This is a genomic window from Pantoea sp. BL1, from assembly GCF_000963985.1.
GTDB lineage: Bacteria > Pseudomonadota > Gammaproteobacteria > Enterobacterales > Enterobacteriaceae > Pantoea > Pantoea rwandensis_B.
The window spans coordinates 84,715-100,526 of sequence record NZ_JZRH01000036.1; the positions used below are offsets into that span (position 1 = coordinate 84,715).

General features: G+C 54.4%; 14 protein-coding genes. 11 read left to right on the plus strand and 3 right to left on the minus strand.

Translation table 11 applies throughout. The features are described from left to right. The first annotated feature begins 194 nt into the window (after positions 1–194). The 3 genes from VH86_RS17470 (at position 195) to VH86_RS17480 (ending at position 2,119) form a co-directional block, all read left to right on the plus strand. Positions 195–461, plus strand: a complete 267-nt coding sequence (locus tag VH86_RS17470) for a hypothetical protein (protein ID WP_034823852.1) — start codon at positions 195–197, stop codon at positions 459–461. Between the two features lie 74 nt (positions 462–535). After that, positions 536–1,180, plus strand: a complete 645-nt coding sequence (locus tag VH86_RS17475) for an oligosaccharide flippase family protein (RefSeq protein WP_038649777.1) — start codon at positions 536–538, stop codon at positions 1,178–1,180. 321 nt (positions 1,181–1,501) lie between these two features. Then, the gene (locus VH86_RS17480) at positions 1,502–2,119 is read left to right on the plus strand and encodes a trimeric intracellular cation channel family protein (RefSeq protein WP_038644022.1); all 618 of its coding nucleotides are present in this window, start codon (positions 1,502–1,504) and stop codon (positions 2,117–2,119) included. On the opposite strand, the gene ligB is transcribed toward VH86_RS17480, so the two are convergent. Continuing rightward, on the minus strand, positions 2,060–3,802 hold the full coding sequence (gene ligB / locus VH86_RS17485) for an NAD-dependent DNA ligase LigB (RefSeq protein WP_045833655.1): 1,743 nt from the start codon (positions 3,800–3,802) through the stop codon (positions 2,060–2,062). The genes VH86_RS17480 and ligB overlap by 60 nt on opposite strands. A gap of 239 nt (positions 3,803–4,041) precedes the next feature. Here ligB and gmk point away from each other — a divergent pair, with 239 nt between their 5' ends. Genes gmk through recG form a run of 5 tightly spaced genes read left to right on the plus strand, consistent with a single transcriptional unit; the run spans position 4,042 to position 9,901 of the window. Further along, entirely contained in the window at positions 4,042–4,665 is a 624-nt protein-coding gene (gene gmk, locus VH86_RS17490; protein WP_034823854.1) for a guanylate kinase, read from the plus strand. Between the two features lie 57 nt (positions 4,666–4,722). Next, positions 4,723–4,998 carry a DNA-directed RNA polymerase subunit omega gene (gene rpoZ, locus VH86_RS17495; protein WP_034823855.1) on the plus strand — a complete coding sequence of 92 codons (276 nt, stop codon included), beginning with the start codon at positions 4,723–4,725 and terminating at the stop codon, positions 4,996–4,998. A gap of 20 nt (positions 4,999–5,018) precedes the next feature. Next, positions 5,019–7,127, plus strand: a complete 2,109-nt coding sequence (gene spoT / locus VH86_RS17500; protein WP_045815730.1) for a bifunctional GTP diphosphokinase/guanosine-3',5'-bis pyrophosphate 3'-pyrophosphohydrolase — start codon at positions 5,019–5,021, stop codon at positions 7,125–7,127. A gap of 3 nt (positions 7,128–7,130) precedes the next feature. Continuing rightward, complete coding sequence (trmH, locus tag VH86_RS17505; RefSeq protein WP_034823857.1) at positions 7,131–7,826, plus strand: tRNA (guanosine(18)-2'-O)-methyltransferase TrmH; 696 nt, start codon at positions 7,131–7,133, stop codon at positions 7,824–7,826. Beyond that, positions 7,823–9,901, plus strand: coding sequence for an ATP-dependent DNA helicase RecG (gene recG, locus VH86_RS17510; protein ID WP_045815731.1), 2,079 nt, complete (start codon positions 7,823–7,825; stop codon positions 9,899–9,901). The genes trmH and recG overlap by 4 nt, the downstream gene beginning before the upstream one ends. Before the next feature lie 52 nt (positions 9,902–9,953). Here the strand turns inward: recG and VH86_RS17515 are convergent, their stop codons facing one another. After that, the gene (locus tag VH86_RS17515) at positions 9,954–10,430 is read right to left on the minus strand and encodes a MarR family winged helix-turn-helix transcriptional regulator (RefSeq protein ID WP_045815732.1); all 477 of its coding nucleotides are present in this window, start codon (positions 10,428–10,430) and stop codon (positions 9,954–9,956) included. 70 nt (positions 10,431–10,500) lie between these two features. Between VH86_RS17515 and VH86_RS17520 the strand changes: the two genes are divergently transcribed. The 3 genes from VH86_RS17520 to VH86_RS17530 all read left to right on the plus strand — a co-directional run bounded on the left by VH86_RS17520 (position 10,501) and on the right by VH86_RS17530 (position 14,707). Then, positions 10,501–11,436, plus strand: coding sequence for a zinc-binding alcohol dehydrogenase family protein (locus VH86_RS17520; RefSeq protein WP_045833656.1), 936 nt, complete (start codon positions 10,501–10,503; stop codon positions 11,434–11,436). A 92-nt stretch (positions 11,437–11,528) separates the two neighbouring features. After that, positions 11,529–12,905 carry an NCS2 family protein gene (locus tag VH86_RS17525; protein WP_045815734.1) on the plus strand — a complete coding sequence of 459 codons (1,377 nt, stop codon included), beginning with the start codon at positions 11,529–11,531 and terminating at the stop codon, positions 12,903–12,905. A gap of 122 nt (positions 12,906–13,027) precedes the next feature. After that, positions 13,028–14,707 carry an AsmA family protein gene (locus VH86_RS17530; RefSeq protein ID WP_045833667.1) on the plus strand — a complete coding sequence of 560 codons (1,680 nt, stop codon included), beginning with the start codon at positions 13,028–13,030 and terminating at the stop codon, positions 14,705–14,707. 129 nt (positions 14,708–14,836) lie between these two features. Here the strand turns inward: VH86_RS17530 and fabY are convergent, their stop codons facing one another. Further along, complete coding sequence (gene fabY / locus VH86_RS17535) at positions 14,837–15,784, minus strand: fatty acid biosynthesis protein FabY (RefSeq protein WP_038644013.1); 948 nt, start codon at positions 15,782–15,784, stop codon at positions 14,837–14,839. Between the last annotated feature and the right edge of the window lie 28 nt (positions 15,785–15,812).

Here is a 15,812-nt window from a genome sequence, read left to right on the forward strand (position 1 = left end):
ATCGCCGATCAAAATGTCTGACAGGACTTATTAATCGCTCAGCCGTCCTCTTATCTATTCTGATGCAAAGTCTGAAACCATTTATTCCTGAAGTTCATTTATAGGAGTTTTCTTATGGTGTTAATTTAATTAAAACACGGTATAACTCATTCACACACAGCAATACCCGATAATAACAACAGCAGGGAAATAATATGGATCGCTCAACCTATCCTTTGTTGTCTGAAAAAGAATTTGTTGAGATTGCCAGTAGGATACTGGCCGGGGAATATAATAATTCAAAGGGATTTTATAATGATCTTGCGGATTTCCTCCGAACAGGAGGAGATACCGCTGAGACAATGAAATATTTACGCGCCAGGGGCATCTCTTTAAATTCAGAGCATCATTTAATTGAATGCATCTTTACGTGGCAAACTTTGAAAGGCATTTCAGGGCTGCGTCAGGACACGCTGCATTGATGTGATCTGTACTCTGGGCAGGCGCCCGGGTGAACCCTTAATTGCATTGGTACATGTACCATAACGAGCAGAACATGGCGATAAGAGAAAAAAGTTTGGCCAGCGCCAAATGGTCAATTTTGTCATCCATAAAAATCGTCGGCATTGGTGTTTTACAGCTTTCACTTCTGGCACAAATACTTCAGGCAAACGAGTTAGATTTACTCGCCATTGCCATTGTGATGTTATTGATTATTGATACGCTTGCCGATCGTGGGTTTGGTAATTCAGTTATCAGAAATATAAACCTTAATAACAGCGAACTTTCCATTCTCTACTGGGGAAATGTGTTAAGTGGCATGATGATATTCGCCGTGCTGTTTATTGGTAGTGATTTATATAGCCGAATAATGAATCAACCGGAAATGGCGATTATGCTGGAAATGATTTCGGTGATTTTCATCATTATTCCGCAAGGGCAACATTATCGCGCCATATTACAGCGTGAGAAACAATTCTCGCGTATCGCCTTCACAGAAACCTCATCGGTGCTGGTAGGCCTGGGTGTCACACTGTTTACCGTATGGCTGACCCCTTCAGTGTTGTGCGCTATCTGGGGCTACCTGGCCATGGTATCCATCAGAATGCTGGTCTACTGCTACTACGGTCGTTCCTGGTTCCAGCCAGAATACCGTTTTAGCCTGAAAAGTTTCGCTAACGTGCGAGCAAGAAACGGATAATAAAAACAAGTCTGTATGGTGGGCTCTGGGCATCTGAGAAGATGCGTTCGCGTGCTGGTCGCCAGCACGCTTTTTTCTTTTTTGATACGGTTAACATCTCTTCTTCCCCGTCCTCTTACCTCTCAGACCTGCACGATCACGTGGATCACATCACATTTTTTAATGCGAAAGCATAACGCACTCCTGATTTATCAAGCGGGTTAAGCCTGTTAGCATGTGCGGCATCAAAACAGCTAATCCGATGACGTCTGCTTTAGAAATACTCAGTGGTCGATAGCTGAGGAAATCTTTAGGCTGGCCGCCGATCTTTTGGAGTGCTCTATGTTATTAACCGTTCTCTACATTATTGGTATCACCGCCGAAGCTATGACCGGTGCGCTGGCCGCTGGTCGCCGCAAAATGGATCTGTTTGGCGTCATCATCATTGCGTCCGTCACTGCAATCGGAGGCGGCTCGGTGCGTGACATCTTGCTCGGGCATTATCCGTTGAGTTGGGTTAAAAACCCGGAGTACATCATGATCGTAGCCGCCGCTGCGGTGGTGACCACTTTTGTTGCCCCTTTAATGAATCATCTGCGTAAAGTGTTTCTGGTACTGGATGCGCTTGGCCTGGTGGTGTTCTCCATTATTGGCGCGCAGGTCGCGCTGGATTCTGGTCATGCCTCGATCATTGCCGCTATTGCCGCCGTGATCACGGGGGTTTTTGGTGGCGTGCTGCGTGATATGTTCTGCAATCGCATCCCGCTGGTATTCCAAAAAGAGCTCTATGCCGGTATCGCATTTGCCGCAGGTTGGCTCTACATTCTGCTGCTCAAAACGCCGCTTCCCCATGAAGCCGTGGTGATCATTACGCTGCTGGCCGGCTTCATTGGCCGTTTATTAGCGCTGCGCTTCCGCCTTGGCCTGCCGATCTTCAACTATCCCCACCCCGAGCATTGAAGGTGCAGCAGGAATTTCCTGCTGCTGTAAAAAGCGAATCAGTTGCTGTAACGCCTCATCCTGCAGCATGGTCACAATCCGCTCTGCCAGCGTGCGCCCGATGCCGGGTAACTGCTGCCACTCTTCTGTCGAGCGAGCCAGTAACGCTGTCCAGTCGTTATCCGGTAAGGCCTGCAACGCGGAACGGGGAAGCGGTAGACCTAATGCGCTCACCCAGCGCCGAAAGGGCTGCTGACGTGTCTGTTGGAAACGTTGCCAAATCTCTTGTGCCCGCGCAGAGGACATCCCGCTGTCCTGCGCGATCTCTTCTGGCGTTAACGTCAGCCAGGAGAAAAGATGGGTGATCGCGCCACTGTTCAGTAACCGCTGCCAGCGACTACGTTGCACGCCAGGGATGTTCAGCACCGATTTCTGACTGAGCCAGCTCAGGCGTGATAAAAACTGCAGCCGGCAATCCTGGTTGAAGTGCAAACAAGACAGCGGATTAAATTCGCCCTGCTGCGGTGTTAAAGGATAATCGCGCCCTCTCACCCGCCAAATTACTCGCTCTAAGCGAGGAATACCCTGACCGGCTAACGTGACTATCACTTGATCACCTGCGATGACATCCAGCTCCCGCCATCGCCGCAGCGATCCAAGATTCACTCTGCGCACGGTTTTATCATCCAGCTGAACGGGAATGAGGTTCAGCACCACGGCAATTTTCCCCGTGCGCCCAACGTTGAAATCCACGGACAGCACTTCACTGCTGACTTCAACCGGCTGATATTTCCACGCGGCGGACCAGTGTCCCTGACCAGGCTGCCAGTCCCGCCCGGCACCGACGGGTGATTGATGGATCACGACGCCATCGGTGACGAACGGCAAAGATGCACGGAACCAGCGATCTCGCCACACCTCCGCCTCCTCTTCGTTATCGATTGGGCGGCTCCAGTCCTGCGCCAGACCGAATCCCCAGCGTGATAACTGCGCCAGTCGAGCGGGCATCTGAATTGGACCATCGGGCCATGCCCAGATAAAAATGCCGAGATCTGCCAGCAGCGGGGAAGCTTCATGACGCATCATCGCACCCGCCACCTGCGCTCTGGCGTTTCGCCCTCCGTCACGTGCTTGCTGATGATCGGTCATAAGCAGAAACAGCTCACCTTGCAGCACCACCTCTTCGCGGTCGGTGTCGATGTGCGGTGGAATTGCCGGAATATGATGGGCTTTGCTTACCCACTCTTCCCCACGCAGGCCATCGCCGCGACTCACCAGAGAAACCAATTGCCCGCGTCGATACACCAGCGTTACCGCTACACCATCGACTTTCGGCTGTATCCACAGTGGCGATTTATCCTGCATCCAGTAAGCCACCGCCAACTTGTCACGCAGTTTCCGTACCCCTGTGTGTGCCACCGGATGTCGGGTACTACCGTCCGTTGTGGGCTGCGCTTGATAAGCCTGTTGATCCGGCGTGAAGCAGCGCTGCCAATGCAGTAAGCGTTGCTGCAGGCTGTCATAGTCCCCATCGCTAACCAGACTCGAGCCCTTGCGATAGTAGGCATCATCCCAGTGCCGTAGCTGGCTATGTAATTGAACCATCTCTTGTTCGGCGCGCACCGGTGACCAGTTAGGGCACAGCGCTTCAGCCCCGCAAGCCGCAGTGAAAAACCAGCAACACAGCCACCACCATCCTTTCATCGTTGCTCTCCTTTTTGTCTATTGGAGAGTGCGATGAGGGCAATGACCAGCGCTGAAGGTGATAAAGAGCAAACGTATTCCCGGTTTTTTAAGCCGTTTGCAGCGGCTTACCGCGTTGTCTGGCGCGGGTTCACAGAAAAAGAATTACCTTAGCCCAACGGCAAACGCTGCGTGGCACCGTTAAGCCGTGTATACTGTGCAGGAAATCGACTCCGCTCTTTACTCAATTCAAGATAACCATGGCTCAAGGCACGCTTTATATTGTTTCCGCCCCCAGTGGCGCGGGTAAATCCAGTCTGATTCAGGCTTTATTGAAGACACAGCCGCTGTACGATACGCAGGTGTCTGTTTCCCATACCACTCGCGGCGTGCGTCCCGGTGAAGTTCATGGTGAACACTATTTCTTTGTCTCCAAGCCTGAATTTGAGACCATGATTGCCGCTGAAGACTTCCTCGAACATGCGGAAGTGTTTGGCAATTACTACGGTACCTCGCGCGCCGCGATTGAGCGCGTGCTGGCGACCGGTGTCGATGTATTTCTGGATATCGACTGGCAAGGTGCTCAGCAAATTCGTCAGAAAATGCCTGCCGCACGCAGCATTTTTGTGTTGCCGCCGTCGACTGAAGAGTTAGATCGTCGCCTGCGTGGCCGTGGTCAGGATAGCGAAGAGGTTATCGCCCGCCGTATGGCTCAGGCCGTGGCGGAAATGAGTCACTACGCTGAATACGATTATCTGATCGTGAATGATGATTTCGACCTGGCACTGACCGACCTGAAACACATTATTCGCGCAGAACGTCTGCGTATGAGTCGCCAAAAATCGCGACATGATGCTTTAATCAGCAAACTATTGGCAGTCTGAAGTCACTTTCAGTATTATGCCCAGTCATTTCTTCATCATCTGTGGAGTAGCACACCTATGGCACGCGTAACCGTTCAGGACGCAGTAGAGAAAATTGGTAACCGTTTTGACCTGGTGTTGGTCGCTGCACGTCGTGCACGTCAGATGCAGGTAGGCGGTAAAGATCCGCTGGTTCCGGAAGAGAACGATAAAGCCACCGTTATCGCCCTGCGCGAAATCGAAGAAGGCCTGATCACTACCCAGATTCTGGATGTGCGTGATCGTCAGGAGCAGCAAGAGCAGGAAGCCGCTGAGTTACAAGCCGTTACCGCTATCGCTGAAGGTCGTCGTTAACAGCACTTCGCAGGTCAACCTTGTATCTGTTTGAAAGCCTCAATCAACTGATTGAAAAATACTTGCCTGAGGAGCAAATCAAGCGCCTCAAGCAAGCTTATCTCGTCGCGCGTGATGCCCACGAGGGTCAGACACGCTCCAGCGGTGAACCTTACATCACCCATCCTGTTGCCGTTGCCTGCATTCTGGCCGAGATGAAACTCGACCATGAAACGCTGATGGCAGCGCTGCTGCATGACGTGATCGAAGATACACCCGCCACTTACCAGGATATGGAACAGCTGTTTGGCAAAAGCGTGGCCGAACTGGTGGAAGGCGTGTCGAAACTCGACAAGCTGAAGTTCCGCGACAAGAAAGAAGCGCAGGCTGAAAACTTCCGCAAAATGATCATGGCGATGGTGCAGGATATCCGCGTCATTCTGATCAAGCTGGCTGACCGCACGCACAATATGCGCACGCTCGGTGCGTTACGGCCGGATAAGAAACGTCGTATCGCACTGGAAACGCTGGAGATTTACAGTCCTCTGGCGCACCGCCTTGGTATTCATCACCTGAAAACAGAGTTGGAAGAACTCGGCTTTGAAGCCCTCTATCCAAATCGTTTCCGCGTGATAAAAGAGGTGGTGAAAGCGGCACGCGGTAATCGTAAAGAGATGATTCAGAAGATCCTTTCTGAAATCGATGGGCGCTTACAGGAAGCAGGCATTCCCTGCCGTGTCAGTGGTCGCGAGAAGCATCTCTATTCGATCTACCGTAAAATGCACCTGAAAGAGCAGCGATTCCACTCGATCATGGATATTTATGCCTTTCGCGTTATCGTGAAAGACCTGGATACCTGTTATCGCGTGCTCGGTCAGATGCACAGCCTGTACAAACCGCGTCCTGGACGCGTCAAAGATTACATCGCGATTCCCAAGGCCAACGGCTATCAATCACTGCATACATCAATGATTGGCCCGCACGGCGTGCCCGTTGAAGTGCAAATCCGTACCGAAGATATGGATCAGATGGCGGAGATGGGGGTAGCGGCACACTGGGCTTATAAAGAGGCCGGTGAAAGCGGCACGACCGCACAGATTCGCGCTCAGCGCTGGCTGCAAAGCCTGCTGGAGCTGCAACAAAGCGCCGGTAGCTCGTTTGAATTTATCGAGAGCGTCAAATCTGATCTCTTCCCGGATGAGATCTACGTCTTCACGCCGGAAGGACGCATCGTCGAACTGCCTGCTGGCGCCACGCCGGTAGACTTCGCTTACGCCGTGCACACCGATATTGGCCATGCCTGTGTCGGCGCCCGCGTCGATCGCCAGCCTTATCCGCTGTCGCAATCGCTAACCAGCGGCCAAACCATTGAAATTATCACCGCGCCAGGCGCACGCCCGAATGCGGCGTGGCTTAACTTTGTGGTGAGTTCAAAAGCGCGCGCCAAGATTCGTCAGCTGCTGAAAAACCTGAAACGCGAAGACTCCGTTAACCTTGGCCGTCGCCTATTGAGCCATGCGCTCGGCGGCAGCAAAAAACTGGCGGAAATTCCGGCGGAGAATATCCAGCACGAGCTGGAACGCATGAAACTGACCAGCATTGACGATCTGCTGGCAGAGATCGGCCTCGGCAACGCCATGAGCGTGGTCGTGGCGAAAAACCTGCTGCAGTCGGGTGCTGAGCAGCCGCAAAGCAACAGCAAACGCAAAAAGCTGCCGATCAAAGGTGCTGATGGCGTATTGATTACCTTTGCCAAGTGCTGTCGCCCGATTCCTGGCGATCCGATTGTTGCGCACGTCAGCCCGGGCAAAGGCCTGGTGGTGCACCACGAATCCTGTCGTAACATCCGTGGCTATCAGAAAGAGCCCGAGAAGTTTATGCCGGTTGAGTGGGATAAAGTTATCGATCAGGAGTTCGTTGCGGAAATTAAGGTGGATATGTTCAACCATCAGGGCGCACTGGCGAACCTGACGGCGGCGATCAACACCGCGGGATCCAACATCCAAAGTCTTAACACGGAAGAGCGCGACGGTCGTGTTTACAGCGCCTTTATCCGCCTCACCGCGAACGATCGCGTCCATCTGGCCAACATTATGCGTAAAATCCGCGTGATGCCAGATGTGATTAAAGTTCACCGTAACCGTAATTAGTGCATGAACGCTCAACGTTTTGCTCGTATCCAGGAAATGCTGGCCATGCGCCAGCACGACCTCACCGTCTGCATGGAGCAGGTCCATAAGCCGCACAATGTCTCGGCGGTGATTCGTACTGCTGACGCGGTCGGCATCCATGAAGTGCACGCCGTCTGGCCTAGCGTGCGCATGCGCACCATGGTATCCGCTTCAGCGGGCAGCAACAGTTGGGTGAAAGTGCAGACGCATCGTCATATCGCGGAAGCCGTGCGTCACCTGAAAGATCAAGGCATGCAGGTGCTGGCCACCAATCTGTCGGCGAATGCGGTGGATTTCCGCGAGATTGATTACACCAAACCAACCTGCATTCTAATGGGGCAGGAAAAAACCGGCATCACCGCTGAAGCGCTGGCGCTAGCCGATCAGGACATCATTGTGCCCATGGTCGGCATGGTGCAGTCGCTCAACGTGTCCGTTGCCTCCGCGCTGATTCTGTATGAAGCGCAGCGTCAACGGCAGAACGCGGGCATGTACAAACGTCAGCACAGCCTGCTTGATGCCGATGAACAGCAGCGTTTGCTGTTTGAAGGCGGTTATCCGGTGCTTGCCCGCGTGGCGAAGCAAAAAGGTCTGCCTTATCCGCATATCAACGCCCAGGGCGAGGTGGAAGCCGATGCCGACTGGTGGGCCACCATGCAATCCACAGGTAAAAAATGAAAGGCCGTCTGCTGGATGCCATACCGCTCAGTACCCTGACCGGCGTCGGCGCCAGTCAGGCGGGAAAACTGGCTAAACTCAGCCTGTTCACCATTCAGGATTTGCTGCTGCATCTGCCGCTGCGCTACGAAGATCGCACCCAACTCTACAAGATTAATGACCTGCTGCCGGGCGTCTGGTCCACGGTGGAAGGTGAAGTGCTGCACAGTGAGATCACGTTTGGCCGCCGCCGCATGCTGGTGTGCCAGATCAGTGATGGCAGCGGCGTGCTGACCATGCGCTTCTTCAATTTCAATGCCGGGATGAAAAACAGTCTGGCGCCAGGCCGCCGCGTCACCGCTTATGGCGAAATCAAACGTGGCCAGCGCGGTGCTGAAATTATTCATCCCGAGTATCGCGTGCAGGGCGAACAGGGCGGCGTCGAGCTACAGGAAACCCTGACACCGGTCTATCCCACCACTGAAGGCATTCGTCAGGCCACGCTGCGCAATCTCACCGATCAAGCGCTGACGTTGCTGGAAAGTTGCCCGATTGCCGAACTGCTGCCGTCAGAACTGAGCGGTGGCTTGATGAGTTTGCCGGATGCCCTGCGCACGCTGCATCGTCCGCCGCCCGATTTACGTCTGAGCGAACTGGAAACCGGTCGCCATCCCGCACAAAAGCGCTTAATCCTTGAAGAGCTGCTGGCGCACAACCTCAGCATGCTGGCGGTTCGTGCCGGTGCCCAACGTCATCATGCGTTGCCGATGCCTGCTAAGCATAATCTGGTGAATCAATTGCTGGCCGCGCTGCCCTTCTCACCCACCGGCGCGCAAAAACGCGTGGTTGAGGAGATCGAACGCGATTTAGCCAACGACTTCCCGATGATGCGTCTGGTGCAGGGTGATGTCGGATCGGGCAAAACGCTGGTCGCTGCGCTGGCGGCGCTTGTTGTCATCGCGCATGGCAAACAGGTGGCGCTGATGGCGCCGACTGAACTGCTGGCCGAGCAGCATGCCAACAATTTCCGCCAGTGGTTTGCGCCGCTGGGCATTGAAGTGGGTTGGCTGGCTGGTAAGCAAAAAGGCAAAGCACGTGAAGCCCAGCAGGAGGCGATTGCCAGCGGACAGGTAGCGATGGTGGTCGGCACGCATGCACTGTTCCAGGAACAGGTGAAATTCAACGGCATGGCGCTGGTGATCATTGATGAGCAACACCGCTTCGGCGTTCATCAACGTCTTGCGCTGTGGGAAAAAGGCGAAGAGCAGGGTTTCCATCCGCATCAGCTGATTATGACCGCCACGCCGATTCCGCGTACCCTGGCGATGACCGCCTATGCCGATCTCGACACCTCCACCATCGACGAATTACCGCCTGGCCGCACACCGGTCACCACGGTGGCCATTCCTGACAGTCGCCGCGGCGATATTATTGAGCGGGTGAAAAACGCCTGCCATGAGGGTCGCCAGGCTTACTGGGTCTGTACGCTGATTGAAGAGTCAGATGTACTGGAAGCACAAGCGGCGGAAGCCACCTGGGAAGAGTTGAAACTTGCGCTGCCTGGCTTGCAGGTTGGGCTGGTGCACGGCCGCATGAAACCGGCAGAGAAACAGGCGGTGATGGCGGCCTTCAAAGCCAACGAGATTCAGTTACTGGTCGCAACGACGGTGATTGAAGTCGGGGTAGACGTGCCCAACGCCAGCCTGATGATCATCGAAAACCCGGAACGTTTGGGCCTGGCTCAGCTGCATCAGCTGCGTGGCCGCGTGGGCCGTGGCGCAGTCGCCTCGCATTGTGTGCTGCTGTACAAAGCGCCGCTCAGCAAAACCGCGCAGAAGCGTTTGCAGGTACTGCGCGACAGCAACGATGGCTTCGTCATCGCTCAGCACGACCTGGAAATTCGCGGTCCCGGTGAATTACTGGGTACGCGCCAGACCGGTAATGCAGAGTTTAAGGTCGCAGACTTACTGCGCGATCAGGGCATGATCCCGGAAGTGCAACGCGTGGCGCGCCATATCCACCAGCACTATCCAGAACAGGCGCAGGCGTTGATTGAACGCTGGCTGCCAGAGACCGAGCGCTACAGCAACGCTTAAAAGTGGGCAAAAGACGGCGTGCTGAAGAGCCAACACGACACGATGCCCACCCTTACTCGCTACGATCGATCGCCATAAAATCCCCGACAAATTTCTGCAACAGACGCGTCAGCTCGGTGCGCTCGCTATCCTGCCAGTTCTCAAACAGATGCTGATAAATCTGCGCCCGTGCGGCATCGATTTTATCCGTCATCGCTTTGCCAGTGGCGGTAATGACTGCTTCGTTGACGCGTTTGTCTTTGGCATTTTTCTGTCGTTGCGCTAGCCCCAGCTCTTCCAGTTTCGCCACCTGACGGCTCACCGTGGTGTAATCGCGTCCGGCGCGCTCTGCCAGTTCCACCACGCCAATCGGTCCAAAGCGGCCAATCTGGATTAGCAGCGGAAATAACGCACGATCGAGTTGAATATTGGACTCTTTTATTAGTAATTCATCACGTTGCGGGCGATTAAAAGTACCCACAATCATCAGCAGCGCATTATGCAGATCGTCGAACTCTGCATTATTATGTGTATTTTGCACACTTTTCATTGACGTTATCCCGAGGCAGAACTAATGTGTGCATATTACACATAATTTCCGATAATCTGAAGGAGAAAGCATGAAAGCAGCTATCGTTTCCACAGCGGGCGAACAGCCGGTTTACGGTGATTTTCCCGAACCGCAAGCCGATGAACAGCATGTGGTTGTCAGCGTTGAAGCGGCTGCCGTCAGTCAACTGGCGAAGGCACGCGCTTCTGGCAAACACTACAGCGCCACCACACATTATCCTTTTATCACCGGCATTGACGGTACCGGTACGCTCAGCAATGGCGATCCAGTCTATTTTCTCGCCTTTAATGCGCCCTGGGGCAGCATGGCGGAAAGAACGCAGGTTCCCGCCGCAGCAATTGTGCCATTGCCCGCTTCGCTCGATCCGGTGCTGGCTGCCGCCATCGCCAATCCGGGCATGTCTTCCTGGGCAGCGTTGACGCGCCGGGCGCAGTTGCAGCCGGGTGAAACCGTTTTGATCAATGGCGCCACCGGCACCTCAGGTGGATTAGCAGTGCGAATAGCTCGCCATCTTGGCGCAGGAAAAATCATCGCCACCGGACGCAATCGTGAAGTACTGGATCAATTGCGTGCCCAAGGCGCGGACATCACCCTGACGCTGGATGAGTTGCCCGGCGCACTGCCCGCACTGATGAAAGAAGGCATCGATATTGTGCTGGATTACCTGTGGGGCCAGAGTGCACTTGATATCATGCAGGCGGCTGTCGTGGGGGGAGAGAAAGCGGTGCGCTTCGTGCAAATCGGCTCGCTGAGTGGCCAGGAGATCACCCTGCACAGCAAGCTGTTGCGCTCATCTGGTCTGACATTAATGGGCAGCGGGCTGGGTAGCGTATCCGATGCGGAGCTGATTGCCTGTATCAGCGAAATGTTGAATGCCGCGGCAGAGAGTGATTTTTCGGTCGCTTTCCAGATGCGTCCGTTGAGTGAAGTGGCTCAGGCCTGGCAGGAAGATGATAGCCGTAGTCGTACCGTGTTTACGCTTTAAATCAATGCAAGTGAAAAGGGGCATTGCAAACGATTGCTTTCACACCGCAACCGTTTAAAATCGCCCCTTTGTTGTCATTGAGAACGCGCACCATGTCCGTTAATACTGCTGAATCTCATCAGTCAGCCCGTCCACAGAGTGAACTGATTTACCGCCTCGAAGACCGTCCACCGCTACCGCAAACCCTCTTTGCGGCCTGTCAGCATCTGCTGGCGATGTTTGTCGCGGTCATCACTCCTGCGCTGTTGATTTGCCAGGCGCTGGGTTTACCGGCTCAGGATACGCAACACATTATCAGCATGTCGCTGTTTGCATCGGGTGTGGCTTCAATCCTGCAAATCAAAACCTGGGGACCAGTTGGTTCTGGTTTACTGTCGATTCAGGGCACCAGCTTTAACTTTGTGACACCGCTGATTATGGGCGGCATGGCGCTGAAAAATGGCGGTGCCGATGTCCCGACCATGATGGCCGCGCTGTTCGGTACGTTGATGGTGGCCTCCTGTACCGAAATGGTGCTGTCACGCGTCCTGCATCTGGCTCGTCGTATTATTACACCGCTGGTTTCCGGCATTGTGGTGATGATTATTGGCCTGTCACTGATTCAGGTTGGCCTGACCTCGATTGGCGGCGGCTTCGCGGCAATGAGCGATCACTCTTTCGGCGCGCCAAAAAATCTGCTGCTGGCTGGCGCGGTATTAGTGGTGATTATCCTGCTTAACCGTCAGCGCAATCCCTACCTGCGTGTGGCCTCACTGGTGATCGCCATGGCGGTCGGTTACGGATTGGCATGGGCGCTGGATATGTTACCTGCTACCAGCGCGCCCACCGATCAACCACTGGTGGCGGTGCCAACACCGCTATATTACGGCCTCGGTTTTGACTGGAACCTGTTGATCCCGCTGATGCTGGTGTTTATGGTGACCTCACTGGAAACCATTGGCGATATTACTGCCACCTCGGATGTGTCAGAACAACCGGTGAGTGGTCCGCTGTATATGAAGCGCTTGAAAGGCGGCGTGCTGGCTAACGGCCTCAACTCATTTGTATCCGCATTGTTCAATACGTTTCCGAACTCCTGCTTTGGGCAGAACAACGGCGTGATTCAGCTGACCGGCGTTGCCAGCCGTTATGTGGGTTTTGTCGTGGCGCTGATGCTGATTGTGCTCGGCCTGTTCCCGGCGGTGAGTGGTTTTGTGCAGCACATTCCTGAGCCAGTGCTGGGTGGTGCCACCATCGTGATGTTTGGCACGATTGCGGCATCGGGTGTACGCATCGTTTCGCGCGAGCCGCTGAACCGTCGCGCCATTATGATCATCGCACTGTCGCTGGCCGTTGGCCTGGGTGTTTCACAGCAACCGCTGATTCTGCAATTCGCCCCGGACTGGCTGAAAACCCTGCTCTCCTCAGGCATTGCTGCCGGTGGTATCACCGCAATCGTGCTTAACCTCGTCTTTCCACAGGAAAAGTAACCCTTAAGGCAGGCTACGGCCTGCCTGTTATTTATCCGCTTTTACATCCAGGCTGTTGAGCTGTAACGGTAATTCAGGCATAACAACCTCTTACCGGATAAATATCGGGATGGATGGATGCGATGAAATTTTTAGGCAAGTTTTTCCTTACCTTACTGCTGCTGATTCTGCTGGGGCTGGTTGTCCTGTATGTCTTGCTGCAGACACAGTGGGGCGCAGGTTGGTTTAGCCGTTGGGTAAGTGACAAGACCGCCTGGCATCTCTCCCTCAGCAAGATTGAGCATAACTTCTCTTCTCCCTCGCACATCATGCTGGATGATTTCAGTTTTGGGCACGATGGTCAGCCAGCGGTGTTGGTGGCCAAGCGCGTCGACCTCGGACTGGCACTGGTGCAATTCAGTGACTGGCTGCATTTTGATAGCATCGACGTGCGTGATGGCGAGATTAACCTCGCGAATCAGACGCCCGATACCACGCTGCCTATCCAGGCCAATCGCCTGCAACTGAATAACGTGCGCATTGATAGCCCGCACAGCATGCTGCCGATGATCGCTGAACGGGTTAATGGCGGAATTATCCCGTGGAAACCGACCCCGACGGATATGCTGGGCAGCGATGCACAGTTCCAGATGAGTGCGGGCAAGCTGACGCTGAATGGTGTTCCGGGCAACAATGTGCTGCTGCAGGGAAGTGTGAAGCAGCACCGCATGATATTCAGCAATATTGGGGCCGATCTCGCGCGTGGTTCGATGACCGGCAACGCCGAGCGCGACACGCAGGGTAACTGGAAGATTGATCAGCTACGTCTTAACGATATCCGCCTGCAGACCCATCAAAATCTGAGTGATTTCCTCAATCCGCTGCGCGACGTGCCGTCAGTGAGCATCAATCGCCTGGATATGACCGATGCGCGACTGCAAGGGCCGGATTGGGCTGTCACCGACCTCGATTTAACCCTGAAGAACATCACGCTGCGTGGAGATGACTGGCAAAGCGATGATGGCTCTCTGTCGATGAATGCCGGTAATTTCATTAATGGTGGCTTTGAGCTTAACGATCCGATTGTGAATGCCAACTTCTCGGCGCAGGGCATTGAGTTGGCCCAGTTCAGTTCACGTTGGGCCAATGGCGTGATCCGTGCCAGCGGCAACTGGACGCGCAGCGATAAACGCCTGACGCTGAATGATTTAGCCATTGCCGGGCTGGAATATACCTTACCGCAGAACTGGCGCGATCGCTGGCAGCAAGCATTGCCATCATGGCTGGATAGCGTGCTGGTGACACACGCTACGGCCAATCGAAATCTGGTGATCGACATCAACCCTGCTTTCCCATTCCAGATGACCGCGCTGGATGGTAACGCCGATAACCTGCGACTGGCACGCCAGCATCAGTGGGGAATCTGGGGCGGTAAAGCGAGCTTTAACGCGGCGGAAGCAACGTTTAATCGCACCGATCTGCGCCATCCTTCCATTGCCTTTAGTGCTAACGATCAGCAAATTCAGGTTACAGAAATGAGCGCCTTTAACGGCAATGGTTTGCTGGAGGGCACCGCGAGCGTTGGGCAGGATGCACAGCGCCCATTGACACTGAATCTCAAAGGTCAGGCGGTGCCAGCCAATGTGTTGCAAAACTGGGGCTGGCCTGCATTGCCTCTTAGCGGCAACAGTAATCTTTTGCTGCAGGTGAAAGGTTCATTGAGTGCTGCCGCGCCATTGCGCCAAAGCGTTGAGGGTAATGTGTCAGTGACCACCGATACGCAATCGGTGCAGCAGACGATGCATGCGGGTCAGGTTCAATAGGTTTTCAGAAAAGGCAGCGGTGCGAGGAATGCCGCGTATCAGTAGCGACACCCTGTCGCTCACCGATGCGCCATTCTTCACGCTGCTACCGATTTAGGTTGAAGATGGCTACAACGTAATCTGCACGCATTAATTAATGCGTGCACCCGAGCCACCCTCTTCTAATGCACCATCTGCATCGGCTGGCAGTACGATATATACCCCTTCAAACACCGCACCCAGCTCATCATCACCAAATAGTTCCACTTCCATCTGCACGCGCGCTTTACGACCACGCGCCAGACGGTCAAGGTCGCCACTCAGTGAACCCAGGTCGGCAATCGCACCCGGACGTCCACTAATGGGCTTACTGTAACGAATATGAGCATCGGCAAGGATGATAGTGCCGCCGAGATGCCGCTCGCGCAGTAATAGCCAAATCAGCCCCCAGCCTGTGAGCGTAGCCAGTGAGAACAAGCTGCCAGCGAATAACGTGTGGTGCGGGTTCTGGTTGCCGGTTTCTGGCATGGTAGTAACGAACTTCTGCCCGGTATATTGCAGAATGCGCACGCCCATTTTCTCACTGAGCGGAATATGCTCGTACCAGGCCTGCTGCAACTGACCACACCAGTCAGCGCGGTGCAGGATATCATCCAGTGTCACCACCGGTTTGATCATCAGGAAATGGCGCACCGGCGTGGTTTGTGGCGCGGTGATTTCACCCTGATTGACATAGCCCAGCTTGGCGAAGAACTCCACGGCGTCTTCGCGCGCGCTACAGGTCACACGCTTCGCCCCCTCCTGACGCGCAACGGATTCCAGCGTCATCGCCACCAGCGTCCCTAATCCTTTGCCCTGCACCGAAGGGTGTACGGCCAGGAAGCGGATGGCCGCTTCGTTTTCCGCATTGATATAGAGACGGCCAACCGCAACAGGATCGCCCTGCTCATCGACCACCATCTGATGATGCGCCAGCGCATCCCAGGCATCACGCTCAGAGCCCTGCGGCTGACGCAGCGGCTTACGTAACATTTCCCAGCGGAACTGATAATAAGTATCCAGTTCTTCCGCCGTTTGCGGCACACGAAGATGATACATAAAGTGATTCTCTCGTTCGGAGCTTGCG

Coding starts and splice junctions, on each gene's coding strand:
- VH86_RS17470 (WP_034823852.1), top strand. CDS start 195: ATGGATCGCTCAACCTATCCTTTGTTGTCTGAAAAAGAATTTGTTGAG.
- VH86_RS17475 (WP_038649777.1), top strand. CDS start 536: ATGGCGATAAGAGAAAAAAGTTTGGCCAGCGCCAAATGGTCAATTTTG.
- VH86_RS17480 (WP_038644022.1), top strand. CDS start 1,502: ATGTTATTAACCGTTCTCTACATTATTGGTATCACCGCCGAAGCTATG.
- ligB (WP_045833655.1), bottom strand. CDS start 3,802: ATGAAAGGATGGTGGTGGCTGTGTTGCTGGTTTTTCACTGCGGCTTGC.
- gmk (WP_034823854.1), top strand. CDS start 4,042: ATGGCTCAAGGCACGCTTTATATTGTTTCCGCCCCCAGTGGCGCGGGT.
- rpoZ (WP_034823855.1), top strand. CDS start 4,723: ATGGCACGCGTAACCGTTCAGGACGCAGTAGAGAAAATTGGTAACCGT.
- trmH (WP_034823857.1), top strand. CDS start 7,131: ATGAACGCTCAACGTTTTGCTCGTATCCAGGAAATGCTGGCCATGCGC.
- recG (WP_045815731.1), top strand. CDS start 7,823: ATGAAAGGCCGTCTGCTGGATGCCATACCGCTCAGTACCCTGACCGGC.
- VH86_RS17515 (WP_045815732.1), bottom strand. CDS start 10,430: ATGAAAAGTGTGCAAAATACACATAATAATGCAGAGTTCGACGATCTG.
- VH86_RS17520 (WP_045833656.1), top strand. CDS start 10,501: ATGAAAGCAGCTATCGTTTCCACAGCGGGCGAACAGCCGGTTTACGGT.
- VH86_RS17525 (WP_045815734.1), top strand. CDS start 11,529: ATGTCCGTTAATACTGCTGAATCTCATCAGTCAGCCCGTCCACAGAGT.
- VH86_RS17530 (WP_045833667.1), top strand. CDS start 13,028: ATGAAATTTTTAGGCAAGTTTTTCCTTACCTTACTGCTGCTGATTCTG.
- fabY (WP_038644013.1), bottom strand. CDS start 15,784: ATGTATCATCTTCGTGTGCCGCAAACGGCGGAAGAACTGGATACTTAT.